This window comes from Azospira sp. I13 (genome assembly GCF_003112695.1).
In the GTDB taxonomy this organism is placed as follows: domain Bacteria; phylum Pseudomonadota; class Gammaproteobacteria; order Burkholderiales; family Rhodocyclaceae; genus Azospira.
Genome location: NZ_BFBP01000012.1, coordinates 29,451 through 45,893, shown reverse-complemented (window position 1 = coordinate 45,893; position 16,443 = coordinate 29,451). Strand labels below are relative to the sequence as shown.

Below are 16,443 nucleotides of genomic sequence, written 5' to 3'. Positions count from 1 at the left end.
ACCATGGCTCACATTCTGGTTGTGGATGACGAAATCGGCATCCGGGAACTGCTGTCGGAGATCCTGGAGGACGAAGGCCACAGTATTTCCCTGGCGGAAAATGCCACGGCCGCCCGCCGCATCCGGGCCGAAAAGCGCCCGGACCTGGTCCTGCTCGACATCTGGATGCCCGACACCGACGGCATCTCCCTGCTCAAGGAATGGGGCGCCTCCGGCCTGCTGACCATGCCGGTGGTGATGATGTCCGGCCACGGCACCATCGACACCGCCGTGGAAGCCACCCGCCACGGTGCCGTGGAATTCCTGGAAAAGCCCATTGCCCTGCAGAAGCTTTTGGCCACGGTGAAAAAGGCCCTCAAGCACGACGCCCAGGCCACCAAGTCCCCCCTGACCCTGGATGCCCTGGCCAAATCCCCCCTGCTCAAGGATCTGAAAAAGCGCCTCGAGCAGGCGGCCAAGAGCGCCGCCGTACTGCACCTCAAGGGCGGTGCTGGCGCCATCGCCGAAATCTGCGCCCGCACCCTGCAAGCGCCCCATTCGCCCTGGCTGGACCTGGCCGCCGAATCCGGCCCCCTGACCCAGGAGCGCCTGGAACAGGCGGCCGGCGGCCTGCTCTTCGTGCCGGACCTGGCCGCCCTGGGCAAGTTGCAGCAGATGAACCTGGCCTTCGCCCTGGAGCGCCTGGACAAGTACAAGCTGCTGCTGGTCGTGGCCAGCAACAAGCCCCTTTCCAGCCTGCCGGAAAATGGCTGGGACCTGGCCCTGGCGGCCCGCCTGGGCGAAGTCTGGGTGGCCCTGCCCCAGCTTGGCAGCCATGCTGACGAGGTGCCGGAGATCGCCGCCCTGCTGCTCACCCATCTGGTGGAACGGGGCGAAGCACCGGCCCGGCATTTCTCCAGCGCCGCCCTCAACGCCCTGCGCATGCACCGCTGGGGCAGCGATGCCTGGGGCGAATTGCAGGGAGCGGTGAAAAACCTGGCGCTGACGGCCCTGGAAGAAGAAATCAGTGCCGAAGACGTGGCCGGCCTGCTGCGCAGCAGCCAGGGGGCGGAGCTGGCAACGCCCCTGGAACCCCTCTTTGCCCAGCCTCTGCGAGAGGCACGGGATGCTTTCGAGAAGCTCTATTTCGAGCACCTGCTGCGCCAGGAAGGGGGCAACATGACCCGGGTTTCCGAACGTTCCGGGGTTGAGCGCACCCACCTCTACCGCAAGCTCAAGCAGCTGGGCGTCAGCACCGGCAAGCGTGGCGCCGAGGTCTGAAGCACTGCGTGTAAGGGCTCGACCTGACAGCGCCCTCCGCCCGGAGGGCGATACACTCTCCCCATAACGATAAGGAGCGGCCGCCGGCTTTCCAGCGAGCCCGCTCCTGCTTGGGGAAATCATGAAAATCGTCATTCTCGGGGCTGGCCAGGTGGGCGCCAGCGTGGCCGAGGCCCTGGTGCACGAGGCCAACGACATCACCATCGTCGATAGCGACCGGGAGCGTCTCTCCTCCCTGCAAAGCCGTCTCGACCTGCGCACCATCTGCGGCAATGCCGCCCTGCCTTCCGTATTGGCCGATGCCGGCCTGGACGATGCGGATCTGCTCATCGCCGTTACCCAGAGCGACCAGACCAATCTGGTGGCCTGCAAGATCGCCAAGAGCCGCTTCAACGTGCCGACCCGTATCGCCCGCCTGCGGGCCGCCGACTTTCTCGAAGACGAGCAGCTGCTGGCGGAAGAAAACTTCGCTGTGGACTTTGCCATCTGTCCGGAAGAGAACATCACCGACTACGTGGTGCGCCTGGTGGATTACCCGGAGGCCCTGCAGGTGCTGGAATTCGCCGACGGCCGTCTGGTCATGGTGGCGGTGCGGGCCTACGAGGGCGGCGCCCTGGTGGGCAAGCCGGTGCATAAGCTGCGCGACCATCTGCCGCCCCAGGTGGATGCCCGCATTGCCGCCCTCTTCCGCCAGGACCAGCCCATCATCCCCGAAGGTGAAACCGTCATCCATGCCGGCGACGAGGTCTTCATCCTGGCGGCGGCGGAGCATATCCGCCCGGTGCTGAAGGAACTACGGCGCATGATGACCCCGGTGCGCCGGGTGATGATCGCCGGCGGCGGCAACATCGGCTTCCGCGTTGCCACGGCCCTGGAAAACCGCCTGGAAGTGAAGCTGGTGGAAAACAACCGTAGCCGGGCCGAATGGATCGCCCCCCGCCTTGGCAACACCCTGGTGCTTTCCGGCGACGCCACGGACGAGGAGCTGCTGGAGCAGGAGAACATCGCCGAGATGGACCTCTTCCTCGCCCTGACCAATGACGACGAAGACAACATCATGGCCGCCTCCCTGGCCAAGCGCCTGGGCTGCAAGCGGGTGCTGGCCCTGATCAACCGCCGTGCCTACGCCGACATGGTGCAGGGCGGGCCCATCGACATCGGCATCTCGCCGGCCCAGGTCTCCATCGGCACCCTGCTGGCCCACGTGCGGCGGGCCGACGTTTCCCAGGTCCATTCACTGCGCCGCGGCGCCGCCGAAGCCCTGGAACTGGTGGCCCATGGTGACCGCAATTCTTCCCGGGTGGTGGGCCGCAGCATCGGCGAAATTTCCCTGCCCAAGGGCGTCACCATCGCCGCCATCGTGCGCGATCTGGATACGCCGGAAGTCATCCGCTACGAAGGCCCCGTCGGCATCCAGGCCTACGGCCACGTGGTCATCGCCCATCGCGACACGGTGATCCAGTCCGGCGACCACGTCATCGTCTTCTGCGTGAACAAGAAGCTGGTGTACAAGGTGGAAAAGCTGTTCCAGGTCGGCTTCGGCTTTTTCTGACGGGGCCGCCATGCGTCGTTTCTACCCCGTTTTCCACACCCTGGGCCTGATCGTCCTCATTTTTGGCCTGACCATGCTGGCGCCCCTGGCGGTCTCCGCCTACGCCCGGGACGGCGCCACCTCGGCCTACGACGATGCCATCCTGGTGACCCTGGCCATCGGCCTGCTGCTGTGGGTGTGCACCCGCCGCTACCGCCAGGACCTGCGGGTGCGGGACGGCTTTCTCCTGGTGGCCCTGACCTGGACCATCCTGCCCCTCTTCGCCAGCCTGCCCTTCCTGCTCTACCTGCCGGACATCTCCTTCACCGACGCCTATTTCGAGGCCGCCTCCGGCCTCTCGGCTACCGGGGCGACGGTGATGTCGGGGTTGGATGCCCTACCCCTTTCCATCAACTTCTGGCGCACCTTCCTGCACTGGCTGGGGGGCATGGGGGTGATCGTACTGGCGGTGGCGATTTTGCCCCTGCTGGGCATCGGCGGCCGAGCCCTGTTCAAGGCGGAACTACCCGGCCCGATGAAGGAGTCGAGCCTGACGCCGCGCATCGCTGAAACGGCCAAGGGCCTGTGGGGCGTGTACCTGCTGTTTACTGTGCTCTGCGCCCTGGCCCTGTGGTGGGCCGGCATGGAAGGCTGGGACGCAGTCATGCACGCCTTCAGCATCCTCGGCCTGGGCGGCTTTTCCACCCGGGATGCGAGCCTCGGCTACTACAACAGCTTCACCATTGAACTGGTGGCCATGGGCTTCGCCCTACTTTCTGGCATCAACTACGCCACCCACTTCCTCGCCCTGCGGGGCCTCAGCCTCAAGCCCTACCGGCGGGATTTCGAGCTGCCCTTCTACCTCGGCGTGCTGGCGGTGAGCGCCGTCGGCCTGGCCCTTTACCTCATTCCCTTCGGGCTCTACGACAACTTCTTCACCGCCCTGCGCTACACCACCTTCCACGTCATTTCCCTGGCCACCTCCCTGGGCTTCGCCACCACCGACTACACCCTGTGGCCCATGTTTGCCCAGCTGTGGGTGCTCTTCCTGTGCAGCTTCGCCGCCTGCGGCGGCTCCACCGGCGGCGGCATCAAGATGATGCGGGCCATCATCCTCTACAAGCAGGTCTTCCGCGAACTGGTGCGCGCCATGCACCCCACGGCGGTCCATCCGGTGCGCATCCAGGGCGGCATCGTGCCGGATTCGGTGCTCCATGCGGTGCTGGCCTTCAGCTTCATCTACATGGTCACCATCGTCAGCCTGACCCTGTTGTTGTCGGCCAGCGACCTGCCCATCGTCACTGCCTTCTCCGCCGTCGTTGCCTGTCTCAACAATGCGGGGCCGGGGCTGGATGCGGTGGGGCCGGCGGCCAACTATGCGGTGCTGAGCGATTTCCAGACCTGGGTCTGCTCCTTCGCCATGCTGCTTGGGCGACTGGAAATCTTCACCCTGCTGGTGGTGTTAACCCCCGCCTTCTGGCGCAAGTAGGGGCCCGCCGCCGCCGGGCGGAAGGGCCATCTGCCCCGGGCTTGATCTAACCCAATGACAGGCCCGGGGGTTCCGAAGGATAATCCGGGTCTTTCTAGCTAACCCGGCGGAGCCCCCTGTGACCCGACCCCGCAACGACACCTTCCTGCGCGCCCTGCTGCAGGAACCCACCGACTACACCCCCCTGTGGCTGATGCGCCAGGCCGGCCGTTATCTGCCCGAGTACCGGGAGACCCGGGCCCGCGCCGGCAGCTTCCTCGACCTGTGCAAGAACCCGGCCCTGGCCTGCGAAGTGACCCTGCAGCCCCTGGCCCGCTACGACCTGGATGCGGCCATTCTCTTCTCCGACATCCTCACCGTGCCCGACGCCATGGGCCTGGGCCTCTACTTCGCCGAAGGCGAAGGCCCCAAGTTCGAGCGCCCCCTGCGGGAAGAATGGGCTATCCGTGACCTGCAGGCCCCGGACCCCTACGAGCACCTGCGCTATGTCACCGACGCGGTGAGCGAGATCCGCCGCGCCCTGGACAACTCCGTGCCCCTCATCGGCTTCTCCGGCAGCCCCTACACCCTCTCCTGCTACATGGTGGAAGGCGGCTCTTCCGACGACTACCGGCATGTGAAGACCATGCTCTACAACCGTCCCGACCTGATGCACCGCATCCTCTCTGTGACTGCCGATGCCGTGACCTCCTACCTTAACGCCCAGATCGAAGCCGGCGCCCAGGCCGTGATGATTTTCGACTCCTGGGGCGGTGGCCTTTCCGCTGCGGCCTACGAGGAATTTTCCCTGCAGTACATGCGCCGCATCATCGCCGGCCTGACCCGGGAGAAGGACGGGGAAAAGATTCCCTGCATCGTCTTCACCAAGGGCGGCGGCCTGTGGATCGAGAAGATCGCCGCCATCGGCTGCGACGCCGTGGGCCTGGACTGGACCATCGACATCGGCGAAGCCCGCCGCCGTACCAACGGCAAGGTAGCGCTGCAAGGCAACCTGGACCCCAACGTGCTGTTCGCCTCTCCCGAAGTGGTGCAGGCCGAAGCCAAGAAGGTGCTGGATTCCTACCACGCTGCCGGCGGCAGCAAGACCGGTCACGTCTTCAACCTGGGCCACGGCATTTCCCAGTTCACCCCTCCGGACCACGTCACGGCGCTGGTGGAAGCCGTCCATGGCCATAGCCGGGCCTTGCGGCAACAGGGCTGATCCCCTTTCTCCCGCTTCCCCCACAATGGCGCCTGCGGGCGCCATTGTTTTTGCCTCGTCAATGGCAAAACGGCCAAAATTTCAGCCAGTCCCCCCTTGACTTATGCACAGAACGCCAAATCTCTGGCAAATCCTGACATTGCCATGACTAGGACCTTGGTGGTATTCGTAATGCATTGATTATTAACGATAATAAATTTGCCTTATTTTGCAGCAAAGTGACAGGAAGCCTTGTGCCAGGCCTCATCGGCGGGGTTATCCGAAAGCAATCCACAAAGTTATCCACAGGAATTGTGGGTAACTAAAAAAGTCCTTTGGGGCAAAGGAGTTGGGGGTATTTCAGGAGAAGGGACACGAACAAAAGCGCCTAAGCCGGCCCGTTTTGACCCGCCGATTTTTGTCGGGTTGTCGAGCCCCTGAAGGATGTTCCACCAGCCTCCCGGCCCGAATTTCCCCTGGCCTCGGCGGCCGCCCTCCCTTAAGCTTGGCGCCGCGTTGATACTCTCTCTGCCCATGCCCGTCATCCGCGTCGCTCTCGACGTTCCCCTGTACCGCCAGTTCGACTACCTGGCCGAAGACGCCACCCCCGGCGATGTCGGCCGGCGGGTGCGGGCGCCCTTTGGCCGCGGTACCCGCATCGGCGTCATCACCGCGGTGCTGGCGGCCGATGCCGAAGCGGACATTCCCCTGCACAAGCTGAAGACGGCGGAGATCCTGCGGGACGACGTGCCGCCTCTGCCGGCGGACTGGTTCCGCCTCGCCGAATTTTGCAGCACCTACTACCAGGCCCCCATCGGCGAGGTCATGCTCTCCGCCCTGCCCGTGGGGCTGCGCCGCACCGACCCGCCGAAGGCCCGCAACATCAAGGCCAAGACGAAGGCGGAAGCCCTCCTGCCGCCGCCGGAGCTGACCCCGGGCCAGGCCGAGGCCGTGGCGGCGGTACTGGCCTCCGGGCTGGGGGCGCCGGACCAGGCTGCCCGCTTCGCTCCCTTCCTGCTCTACGGCATCACGGGTTCGGGCAAGACCGAGGTGTACCTGCGCCTGGTGGAAGCCGCCCTGGCCACCGGCCGCCAGGCCCTGCTGCTGGTGCCCGAAATCAACCTGACGCCCCAGCTGGAAGAGCGAGTGCGCCGCCGCTTCCCCGGCGTCGGCCTGGTCAGCCTGCACAGCGAACTCACCGAAGCCGCCCGCACCCGCCACTGGAAGGCGGCTTTCAAGGGCGAGGCGCGCATTGTGTTGGGCACCCGCCTCTCCGTCTTCACGCCCCTGCCCGACCTGGGCCTGATCGTGGTGGATGAAGAGCACGACGCCTCCTTCAAGCAGCAGGACGGGATGCGCTACTCGGCCCGGGATGTGGCCGTCTTCCGCGCCTGGGAGCGCAGCATTCCCATCGTCCTCGGCTCCGCCACGCCCTCCCTGGAAACCTGGGCCAATGCCACGGGCGAGGGCATTCCCCGGCGCTACACCCTGCTCACCCTGGCGGACCGGGCCAACGCCGCCGCCTCCCTGCCGCCGGTGCGGCTGGTGGATACCCGCCGGGAAAAGCTGCAGGACGGCCTTTCCGGCGCCCTCCTGGCCGCCCTCGATGCCCGCCTGGAGCGGGGCGAACAGAGCCTGGTCTTCCTCAACCGCCGGGGCTATGCCCCGGTGCTGGCCTGCCCCGCCTGCGGCTGGATTTCCCGCTGCCAGCGTTGCGCCGCCAACCTGGTGCTGCACCTGGCAGACCGGCGCCTGCGCTGCCACCACTGTGGCTTCGAGAACGGCATTCCCCGGGCCTGCCCCAGCTGCGGCAACCAGGACATCCACCCCTTCGGCCGCGGCACCCAGCGCCTCGAAAGCACCCTGCAGGAACGCTTTCCCTCCGCCCGCATCCTGCGGGTGGACCGGGATTCGGCCCGCAGCCGGAAGCAGTGGGAAGCCCTGCTGGAAAAGATCCACGGCGGCGAAGCCGACATCCTGGTGGGCACCCAGATGCTGGCCAAGGGCCACGACTTCCCCCGCCTCACTCTGGTCGGCGTGGTGGGGGCCGATGCCGCCCTGTTCGCCGCCGACTGGCGTGCCCCGGAGCGCCTCTTCTCCCAGCTCATGCAGGTGGGCGGCCGGGCCGGCCGGGCCGAACTGCCGGGCGAGGTGCTGGTCCAGACCGAGCACCCGGAGCACGCCCTCTACGGTGCCCTCAAGGCCCACGATTTCGCCGCCTTTGCCGCCAGCCAGCTGGAAGAGCGGCGCAGCGCCGGCTTTCCCCCCTATTCCTACCAGGCCATGCTGCGGGCCGAAGCGCCGGAAATGGCCGACGCCCTCACCTACCTGGCCACCGCCCGGGAGGCCGGCGTGGACTGCAATGGCGACGGCCCGGTGCTGCTCTACGACCCGGTGCCCATGCGCATGGCGCGCCTGGCCAATCTGGAGCGGGGCCAGCTGCTCGTCGAATGCACCTCCCGCCCGGCCCTGCAGGCCTTCCTGGGCGCCTGGCGGCCGGCCCTGGAAGCGATCAAGGCGCCTTCCCGCTTGCGCTGGCACCTGGAAGTGGACCCGCTGGAATTCTGAATTCTGAGATGGGGGGCGTGCCCACCGCCGCCCCACGCTGCACTCCCCCCAAATTGCCGTGCCTGCCGGCGCTGCGGCCACCCTGGAAGGCCGTGGCGGCAGTGTCAGCCAGGGCGTTCCGTTGTCCCGATGGAGAAGCAATTCCCTGACAAGGGCCTGGGCAAATGCGCCGGCAAAGCTGCTAGAGTAAAACGCTGGCCGGCCTCCCCGCCCGATCACCCTTTCGCATCGCGGCGGCAGGCCGGAATTCCCGTCATTCCTCCTGAGGAGACTGCCTGCCATGCCGACCCTTTACGATCCCCTGCAACTCGGTGACATCGCCCTTGCCAATCGCATCGTGATGGCCCCCCTGACCCGCAACCGGGCCACCGGCGGCGTGCCCACGGCCCTCATGGCCGAGTACTACCGGCAGCGCGCCAGCGCCGGCCTGATCATCGCCGAGGCCAGCCCCATCAGCCCCATGGCCCAGGGCTACCTGGATACCCCGGGCATTTACAGCGACGCGCAGGTGGCTGCCTGGCGCCCGGTGACCGACGCCGTCCATGCCGCCGGCGGCCGCATCGTCCTGCAACTGTGGCACGTGGGCCGCATCTCCCATTCCTCCCTGCTACCCGGCGGCGCCGCGCCCGTGTCATCCACTGCCCGGCCGGCGCCCACCAAGACCTTCACCAAAGACGGCTTCGTCGATGTCTCCACCCCCCGGGCCCTGGACGACGCAGAACTGCCGGCCCTGGTGGAGGACTACCGCAAGGCCGCCCGCAACGCCATTGCCGCCGGCTTCGACGGGGTGGAAGTGCACGGCGCCAATACCTATCTGCTGGAACAGTTCCTGCGCGACAGCGTCAATGACCGCAACGGCCCCTATGGCGGCCCCATCCCCCACCGGGCGCGGCTGCTGCTGGAAGTGGTGCGGGCCGTGGCCGACGAAGTCGGCGCCGGCCGCACCGGCCTGCGCCTCAGCCCCCTCACCACCTTTGCCGCGCCCCTGGACAGCAATCCCCAGGCCCTCTACGGCTACGTGGTGGAACAGGTGGCGCCCCTGGGGCTGGCCTACCTGCACATCATCGAAGGCGAAACCGGCGGCCCGCGCCAGCCCGAAGGCGCCCCCGCTTTCGACTACGCCGCCCTGCGCCGTGCCTTCCCCGGCCCCTGGCTGGTCAATAACGGCTACAGCGGCGCCACGGCCGAAGCGGCCGTGGCCGCCGGCGCTGCCGACGCGGTGGCCTTCGGCCGGCCTTTCATCAGCAACCCGGACCTGCCCCGCCGCCTCAAGAGCGGTGCTCCCCTCAACGAACTGCGGGCCGACAAGCTCTACGGCGGGGGCGCCGAGGGCTATACCGACTACCCGGCCCTGGCCTGAGGGGCAGCCCCGCCGCCACCGCTGGCCGCCACTGGCCTGCGTTCAGGCATGTCGGCGGCGTGGGACCGGGGCGTTGTTGCAGATCGCTGAGCCAAGTCTGGCAAGCGCAGAGAATAGGAAAAGGCCGGAACTTGCCCCGGCCTTTTCCTTTTTCTACGCGACGTCCCCGGGCATTTGGCGGAAGCGGCGCAAACAAGCGTTGTCTGCTGATTTCTATGCTCCGACCTGCCCGGCGCGGCAATAGGGGCGCGGTTCTTCCTGGCATTGCCCCTGGGAGGCAAGCAGGGCGCGGGGTCACGGGCATGTCCGCGTCCCTATTGCCTCTCCGGGCATCTGTGAAAAGTTGTCTGGCACCGGCTACCGGGTATCGGCCCGGCCCTCCTTGCCGCCGACACGGCAGCTTCCGCCGCCGGCGCTGGCGGCATGGCCGGCCGGTGACCGCCTCATCCCCGCCAACCCCTGGTTTCTACGTGATCGTCGCGCCCTGGCAAGCCTCTTGCAAAGGAAGGTCCCCGGCCACCTTCCGGCCGGTTTTGCGAGGAGTCGATAATGAAAATCCAGGATTGCCAGGTGGATATCAGCTGCCAGCGCACGGCCAGCGAAGAAAGCGAGCTGCGCACCACGACCCGGGTCACCAGCCAGGGCCAATGGCAGAACTTCAAGGACATGATGGAAACCTTCCGCAAGGAAGGTAAGGCCCTGCCCCAGGATTGGCAGCAGCAGGCCGGCGGCAGCTGGGACCCCCTGGCCGAGCTGTCGGAAAGCTGGAGCGCCGGCGCCCTGGCCAGCAGCGGTGAAGACCGGCGGCGGCGGGTGGACCTGATGCTGCAGGACCTCATCACCCAGCTCTTCGCCCTGCTGGCGGCGGAGAAGGAAAAGGCTGCCGGTTCCGGCACGGGCCAGGGCAGCGGCAGCAGCGACCCCCTGGCCGGCCTGGGAGGAGCGGGTGGTTCAGGAGGAGCGGGTGGCCAGGGCGGCAAGGACTGCCCGCCGGGCAAGGCCGTGCAGGCGGTGCCCCGCTCGCCCCAGATCATGGTGCTGGACTGGGAGAGCAGCACCTCCTTCAAGGTCAAGGAGAGCGAATCCACCCAGGTCTGCGCCAGCGGCACGGTGCGCACCAAGGATGGCCGCTGCATCGACTTCGATCTGGAGGTGGCCATGCAGCGCAGCTTCGAGGCGGAGTACCAGAACGACAGCAAGGGCAGCTCCCTGGTGCTGAAAGACCCCCTGGTGCTGAACTTCGACGGCAAGGCGGCGGAGCTGGCGGATACCCGCTTCGACTTCGATCTGGATAGCGACGGCAAGGCCGAGTCCGTGGCCGGCCTGGGCCGCAGCAGCGCCTTCCTGGCCCTCGACCGCAACAAGGATGGCGTCATCAACAATGGCAAGGAACTGTTCGGCGCCGATTCGGGCAACGGCTTTGCCGACCTGAAGGCCTACGACAGCGACGGCAACAACTGGATCGACGAGGCCGACGCCATCTACGCCGACCTGCGCGTCTGGCGGCCCGGCGGCGAAGGCAACGATGGTAAAGGCGGCAAGGACGACAAGGCCGGCGGCCAGTTGCAGACCCTGCAGGAGGCCGGCGTGGGCGCCCTCTGGCTGGGCTCGGTGGATAGCCAGTTCAGCCTCAAGGATGAGGCCCGGGAGACCCAGGCCCAGGTGCGCCAGACCGGCCTCTGGCTGTCGGAAGATGGCCGCGCCGGGGCATTGCAGCAGGTGGATCTGGCCACCCGCCCGGCTGGCAGCGAGGCCCGTTCCGCAGCGGCCTGAGGGCGGCGCCGGCTGGCGCCCGGCTTCATGGCGGTCGCCCCAGGGGCGATGGCATCGGGGCACCGGGGATGGCTACCCCGGTGCCCCTTTTTCATGGGGGCGGCCAGACCTGAGGGACCTGCCGATGGCCGCTACGCTTGCCCTGTTGCGGCCCGGTGCCGAGTCAGGCTCGAATCAAGGCCCGGCCATCGAAGCCAAAAATCCAGGCCACGATTTCCTGCCGTTATCCCCTTATCCCTTATCCCGGCTCCCGGCTTCCCGCGCCTAATCCCGGCGCGGGTGCCAGGTGGTGGCGTTGGCAGCCGGGGTCTGGGGATTGGCCCGCAGCCAGTCCGCCCGTTGCTTGAGGCGCCGCGCCCAGTCGGCGGTGAGGCCCGGCGTGGTGGCCAGGCGGTCCAGTAGCTCCAGGGGCGGGCGGTGTTCCTGCCAGCCCTGCCACAGGCTGGCGATGGAGATGGGGTCAGGGTTGCGTTGCAGCAGCGCCAGGGTATCGCCGACCTGGGCTTGGCCGTTTTCCAGCACCCGGAAATACCAGCCGGTGATGCCCTGCTCGGCGATCAGCTGGGCCATGCCGTCCACCCCGTGGCGGGAGTCGATTTTCCAGCAGGGCGCCCGGGGCTGGGAGATTTGCAGGCGGGCGCTGCCGAAGGCGTAGATGTCGCCGATGCAGGCATCCGCCTCCGTCACCCCGGCCACCGAGAGGTTTTCCCCTAGGCTGCCGGCCACCAGGGTGGCTGCCGCATCCGGGAAGGCGGCGGCGAGGCGAGGGTAATGATCGGCGGGGTAGAGGTGGATGGCCTTGTCCGGGCCGCCATGCACCCGCCGGTCGGCCTGGGCGTCGCCGGCCAGGCCCTCGGGGCCGATGGCCAGGGGGCCGCTCACGGCCTCCTTGTAGATGGCCGTGGGGCGGCCTTCGGGCAGGGCGCCGACGGGGCCGACGGCGAGGCGGGTGACGATCAGGGACATGGCTTTCCTCAAGGTTGCGTGGCCGGGTCGGCCGGCCACAGGCAGGCGGCGCCCCGCACGCCGGATGAATCGCCGTGGCGGGGTGGCAGCAGCCGGGTGGCGATATGGTCGGAAAAGACGTGGGGCGCCCACAGGGCGGGCACCCGGGTGTAGAGCCGCTCCAGCCGGGAAAGGCCGCCTCCCAGGACGATCACTTGCGGGTCGAGAATGTTGATGACCGTGGCCAAGGCCCGCGCCAGGCGGGCTTCGTAGCGTTGCAGGGCGGCTTCGCAGCGGGCATCCCCCGCCGCTGCCCGGGCGGCGATGGCGGCGGCATCGAGGGCGGTATTCAGGCCCGTATCGAGGCCCGTATCACCCCCCGCTTCCGACGCCCCGCCCTGCCGCAGGTAATCCGCCACCAGCCCGGGGCCGGAAAGATAGGTTTCGACACAGCCCAGGCGCCCGCAGTAACAGGGCGGCAGGGGCAGGTCCTCTGCCTGGGGGGCCGGCAGGGGAATGTGGCCCCACTCCCCGGCAATGCCGTTGGCCCCCGTCAGCACCCGGCCATCGAGGACGATGCCGCCCCCCACCCCGGTGCCGAGGATGACGCCGAAAACGGAGCGGGCACCGTGCCCGGCCCCATCCACCGCCTCCGACAGGGCAAAGCAGTTGGCGTCATTGGCCAGGCGCACCTCCCGTTGCAGCAGGGTTTGCAGATCCCGCTGCAGGGGCTGGCCGATGAGGCAGGTGGAATTGGCGTTCTTGATGCAGCCGGTGAGGCTGGAAACGGCCCCCGGCATACCCACCCCCACCGTGCCCCGGCCATGCAGGGCCTGCTCCGCCGCCTCCACCAGCTGGGCCACCGTGGCAACGGTGGCGCGGTAATCCCCCTGGGGGGTGGCCACCCGCCGACGCAGCAATTCCTCCCCGTCGTCGCCCAGAGCGACGATCTCGATCTTGGTGCCGCCCAGGTCAATGCCGATGCGCATCAAGTGTCCTCCCGTGGAGGGGCGGCGACGGCGACGATGGGGAAGAGCCGGTCGTAGGCCAGGTTGAAGACGAAGGCGTAGGCGGTGTAGACCAGGGCCAGGCCCAGGTCCGCCACCAGGGCGGCCCACCAGCCGAGGTCGGTCCAGGCGACGATCACCGGCAGGGTGAGCAGCAGCAGGCCGCCCTCGAAGCACAGGGCGTGCAGGATGCGGCCGCGCCAGCCGCGCTGGTCGGCCCGGGTGCCGAAGTGGTGGGCCTGCAGCCAGTCCACCGCCGTGTTGTAGCCGCCGTTCCACAGAGCGGCCATGAGGGACAGCACCGCCAGCAGGCCCAGGGCGCTTTCCATGGACTGGCCCGAGACCCAGGCGAAGCCCGGGGTGATGAGCAGCAGGCCGAGCAGTTCGAAGAGGGCCACCTGGCGGACCCGGTCCTTGAAGCTGCGCAGGGGCACACCGTGGCTCATGGCATCTGCCTCACAGGCCCCGGGCCCAGGCGGGCCGCAGGGGGGCGTGGGCCGGGTCGGCCAGGGCGGCGCGCACCTGGGCCAGCAGCTTGTCCTGGTCCGTGGGCAGGTTGCCCTTCAGCACCAGCCAGTTGGAGGCGTGGTCGCTGCGGAAGACGGTGCGCTTCAGTTGCAGGTGGGAGAGAAAGCGTTCCATCTCGCGGAACAGGCCGGTCTGGTCCAGGGGCTCCCACTCCGGGTAATCGGCGCGGAAGCGCTCTTCCCCCATGGGAAAACTCACCACCAGGGTGGCCAGGTATTCGGGCTGGGTGGCGTTGGCCAGGCGAGCGGAGTTTTCCGCATGTTGCTGCCAATGGGCGCTGCCCCCCAGACCGTTGAGAATCATCACCGAGCGGGTGATGCCGGCTTCCCCCAGCTTCTCCAGGGCCTCCCGGGTGCTGTCGAAGGTCTCGCCCTTGTTCACCTTCTCCAGCACCAGGTCGTCGCCGGATTCGGCGCCGACGTAGGCCATGGAGAGGCCGGCTTCCTTCAGCGCCTTGATTTCCTCCACCGACTTCTTGCGCAGGTTGCGCGGCAGGCAGTAGCTGGAGATGCGCCGTACTGCCGGCAGGTGGCTGCGGATGGCTTCCAGATAGGCCAGGAGGCGCCGGGTGGGCAGCACCAGGGCGTCGCCGTCGGCGAGGAAAACCCGCCGCACCCGGTCGCCGTATTGCTCGCCGACGCGGCGGATGCTCTCCAGCACCTCTTCCTCCTCCCGGGCGCGGAAGCGCTTCTGGGGGGCGGTGTACATCTCGCAGAAGGTGCACTGGTTCCAGGAGCAGCCGTCGGTGACGGGCAGGATCAGGGATTCGGCCTCGCTGGGCGGGCGGAAGACAGGTTCGACGTAGCGGATGGGCATCATGGGCAGGGCAAGGGGCTGAGTAGGCAGTGCAGGGCCGCCGGTGGCGTGGCCGTAAATTGTAAGGCCCTTCGCCGGCCCCGCGGCATCCGGGGCGGCCCGGGCTGGGCTAAACTTCGCCCCTGTTGCCGTTTTTGGCCGCTGTGCCGGCCTGCTTTGCCTTCGACCTGTTTTTGCGCTTTTTGCCCATGACCGCCACGCCCGCCCGCTACACCCTGGTGCCCCATGCCGCCCATCCGGCCCCCGCCGTGGCCGGCATTACGGTGGATGTGGCCGCCCAAGGCAACGGCGGCCTGCAACTGGCCTACCGCCTCACCGGCGACCTGGCCGCCCTGCGCCTGCCGACGCCGGCCGCGCCGGTGGAACCCGACCGGCTGTGGGCCCATACCTGTTTCGAGGTCTTCCTGCGCCGGGGCGGCGAGGCGTATCGGGAGTACAACTTCTCCCCCTCCGGCCAGTGGGCCGGCTACGCCTTCGGTGCCTACCGCCAGCGTTTGGGTCATGTGGCCCTGCCTGCGCCGCATCTGGAGTGGCAGGGGGCTGAGGGCAGCCTGAGCCTCCGCGTTACCTTGCCCGCCGAAGCTTTGCCTGCCGGCCCCGGTGATCTGCTACTCGCCCTGACCACCGTGGTGGAGCCGGCGGAAGGCCCGCTCTCCTATTGGGCCCTGGCCCACCCCGCTGGCCCACCTGATTTTCACCACCGGGACGGATTCGCGCTTGCCCTTCCCCTCGCCCTGCCCGACCTGTAGGACACTCCATGATCCAGTTTGGCCTTGACCGCCTGCTTGCCGACCCCGCCCTGCGCCGCCCCCTGGCGGGCAAGCGGGTTGCCCTCCTCGCCCATCCGGCCTCCGTCACCCGGGACCTGACCCATTCCCTCGACGCCCTGGCGGCCCTGCCCGACCTCAACATCACCGCCGCCTTCGGCCCCCAGCACGGCCTGCGCGGCGACAAGCAGGACAACATGGTGGAGTCACCGGACTACACGGACCCCCTGCACGGCCTTCCCGTCTTCAGCCTCTACGGCGAAGTGCGCCGGCCCACGGACGCCATGATGGACAGCTTCGACGTGCTGCTCGTCGATCTGCAGGACCTGGGCTGCCGCATCTACACCTTCATCACCACCCTGCGCTACGTGCTCGAAGCGGCGGCCAAGCACGGCAAGAGCGTCTGGGTGCTGGACCGCCCCAATCCCGCCGGCCGCCCGGTGGAAGGCCTCTTGCTGTGCGAGGGCTGGGAGAGCTTCGTCGGCGCCGGGCCCCTGCCCATGCGCCACGGCCTCACCATGGGCGAACTGGCCCACTGGTTCATCGCCACCCTCAAGCTGGATGTGGATTGCCAGGTCATCACCATGGCCGGCTGGCAGCCCGAAGCCGCCCCCGGCTACGGCTGGCCCCTGGGCGAGCGTAGTTGGGTGAACCCCAGCCCCAACGCCCCCAACCTCTCCATGGCCCGGGCCTACGCCGGCACGGTGATGCTCGAAGGCACGACGCTGTCCGAAGGCCGCGGCACCACCCGCCCCCTGGAACTCTTCGGCGCCCCGGACATCGACGCCCGCGCCCTCATCGCCGAAATGCGCGCCCTGGCCCCCGCATGGCTCAAGGGCTGCGTGCTGCGGGAATGCTGGTTCGAGCCCACCTTCCACAAGCACGCCGGTAAGCTCTGCCACGGCGTGCAAATCCACGTGGAAGACCCGGCCCACTACGACCACGCCGCCTTCCAGCCCTGGCGCCTGCAAACCCTGGCCTTCAAGGCCCTGCGCCGCCTGCAGCCCGACTACCCGATCTGGCGCGACTTCCCCTACGAATACGAGCGGGACCGCCTGGCCATCGACCTCATCAACGGCAGCCCGTTGCTGCGTGAATGGGTGGACGATGCCGCCGCCACCCCGGCGGATTTCGACGCCCTGGTGCGGCCCGACGAAGCCGCCTGGGCCGAAACGCGCCGGCCTTTCCTGCGTTACTGAACCGCCGGAGGCCGGGGGCG

Annotated in this window: 13 protein-coding genes; 9 read left to right on the top strand and 4 right to left on the bottom strand. The window is 68.1% G+C overall.

What is annotated here, in order from left to right:
- Window positions 1–3: 3 nt before the first annotated feature.
- From AZSI13_RS12700 to AZSI13_RS12670, 7 genes are all read left to right on the top strand, one after another.
- Window positions 4–1,260: a sigma-54 dependent transcriptional regulator gene (locus AZSI13_RS12700; RefSeq protein WP_109041543.1), complete on the top strand. Its 1,257-nt coding sequence runs from the start codon at window positions 4–6 to the stop codon at window positions 1,258–1,260.
- Between the two features lie 121 nt (window positions 1,261–1,381).
- Window positions 1,382–2,812, top strand: a complete 1,431-nt coding sequence (gene trkA / locus AZSI13_RS12695) for a Trk system potassium transporter TrkA (protein ID WP_109041542.1) — start codon at window positions 1,382–1,384, stop codon at window positions 2,810–2,812.
- Window positions 2,813–2,822: 10 nt separating this feature from the next.
- Window positions 2,823–4,280, top strand: coding sequence for a TrkH family potassium uptake protein (locus AZSI13_RS12690; RefSeq protein ID WP_109041541.1), 1,458 nt, complete (start codon window positions 2,823–2,825; stop codon window positions 4,278–4,280).
- A gap of 118 nt (window positions 4,281–4,398) precedes the next feature.
- Window positions 4,399–5,481 (top strand): uroporphyrinogen decarboxylase, encoded by a 1,083-nt coding sequence (gene hemE / locus AZSI13_RS12685; RefSeq protein WP_109041540.1) that lies wholly within the window; start codon window positions 4,399–4,401, stop codon window positions 5,479–5,481.
- Window positions 5,482–5,994: 513 nt separating this feature from the next.
- Complete coding sequence (locus tag AZSI13_RS12680) at window positions 5,995–8,028, top strand: primosomal protein N' (RefSeq protein WP_109041539.1); 2,034 nt, start codon at window positions 5,995–5,997, stop codon at window positions 8,026–8,028.
- A 280-nt stretch (window positions 8,029–8,308) separates the two neighbouring features.
- The gene (locus tag AZSI13_RS12675) at window positions 8,309–9,388 is read left to right on the top strand and encodes an alkene reductase (RefSeq protein ID WP_109041538.1); all 1,080 of its coding nucleotides are present in this window, start codon (window positions 8,309–8,311) and stop codon (window positions 9,386–9,388) included.
- 549 nt (window positions 9,389–9,937) lie between these two features.
- On the top strand, window positions 9,938–11,161 hold the full coding sequence (locus tag AZSI13_RS12670) for a hypothetical protein (protein WP_109041537.1): 1,224 nt from the start codon (window positions 9,938–9,940) through the stop codon (window positions 11,159–11,161).
- 264 nt (window positions 11,162–11,425) lie between these two features.
- Here AZSI13_RS12670 and AZSI13_RS12665 read toward each other — a convergent pair whose 3' ends face one another.
- Genes AZSI13_RS12665 through AZSI13_RS12650 form a run of 4 tightly spaced genes read right to left on the bottom strand, consistent with a single transcriptional unit; the run spans window position 11,426 to window position 14,460 of the window.
- Window positions 11,426–12,127 (bottom strand): MOSC domain-containing protein, encoded by a 702-nt coding sequence (locus AZSI13_RS12665; protein WP_109041536.1) that lies wholly within the window; start codon window positions 12,125–12,127, stop codon window positions 11,426–11,428.
- 8 nt (window positions 12,128–12,135) lie between these two features.
- Window positions 12,136–13,095, bottom strand: coding sequence for an ROK family protein (locus AZSI13_RS12660; RefSeq protein ID WP_109041535.1), 960 nt, complete (start codon window positions 13,093–13,095; stop codon window positions 12,136–12,138).
- On the bottom strand, window positions 13,095–13,559 hold the full coding sequence (locus AZSI13_RS12655) for a PACE efflux transporter (RefSeq protein ID WP_109041534.1): 465 nt from the start codon (window positions 13,557–13,559) through the stop codon (window positions 13,095–13,097). Before AZSI13_RS12655 ends, AZSI13_RS12660 begins: the two co-directional genes overlap by 1 nt.
- 10 nt (window positions 13,560–13,569) lie before the next feature.
- Entirely contained in the window at window positions 13,570–14,460 is an 891-nt protein-coding gene (locus tag AZSI13_RS12650) for a radical SAM protein (protein WP_109041533.1), read from the bottom strand.
- A gap of 185 nt (window positions 14,461–14,645) precedes the next feature.
- Between AZSI13_RS12650 and AZSI13_RS12645 the strand changes: the two genes are divergently transcribed.
- Both AZSI13_RS12645 and AZSI13_RS12640 read left to right on the top strand, forming a co-directional pair.
- On the top strand, window positions 14,646–15,206 hold the full coding sequence (locus AZSI13_RS12645) for a DOMON-like domain-containing protein (protein WP_133247316.1): 561 nt from the start codon (window positions 14,646–14,648) through the stop codon (window positions 15,204–15,206).
- Between the two features lie 8 nt (window positions 15,207–15,214).
- Entirely contained in the window at window positions 15,215–16,423 is a 1,209-nt protein-coding gene (locus AZSI13_RS12640) for an exo-beta-N-acetylmuramidase NamZ domain-containing protein (RefSeq protein ID WP_109041531.1), read from the top strand.
- Window positions 16,424–16,443 lie beyond the last annotated feature (20 nt).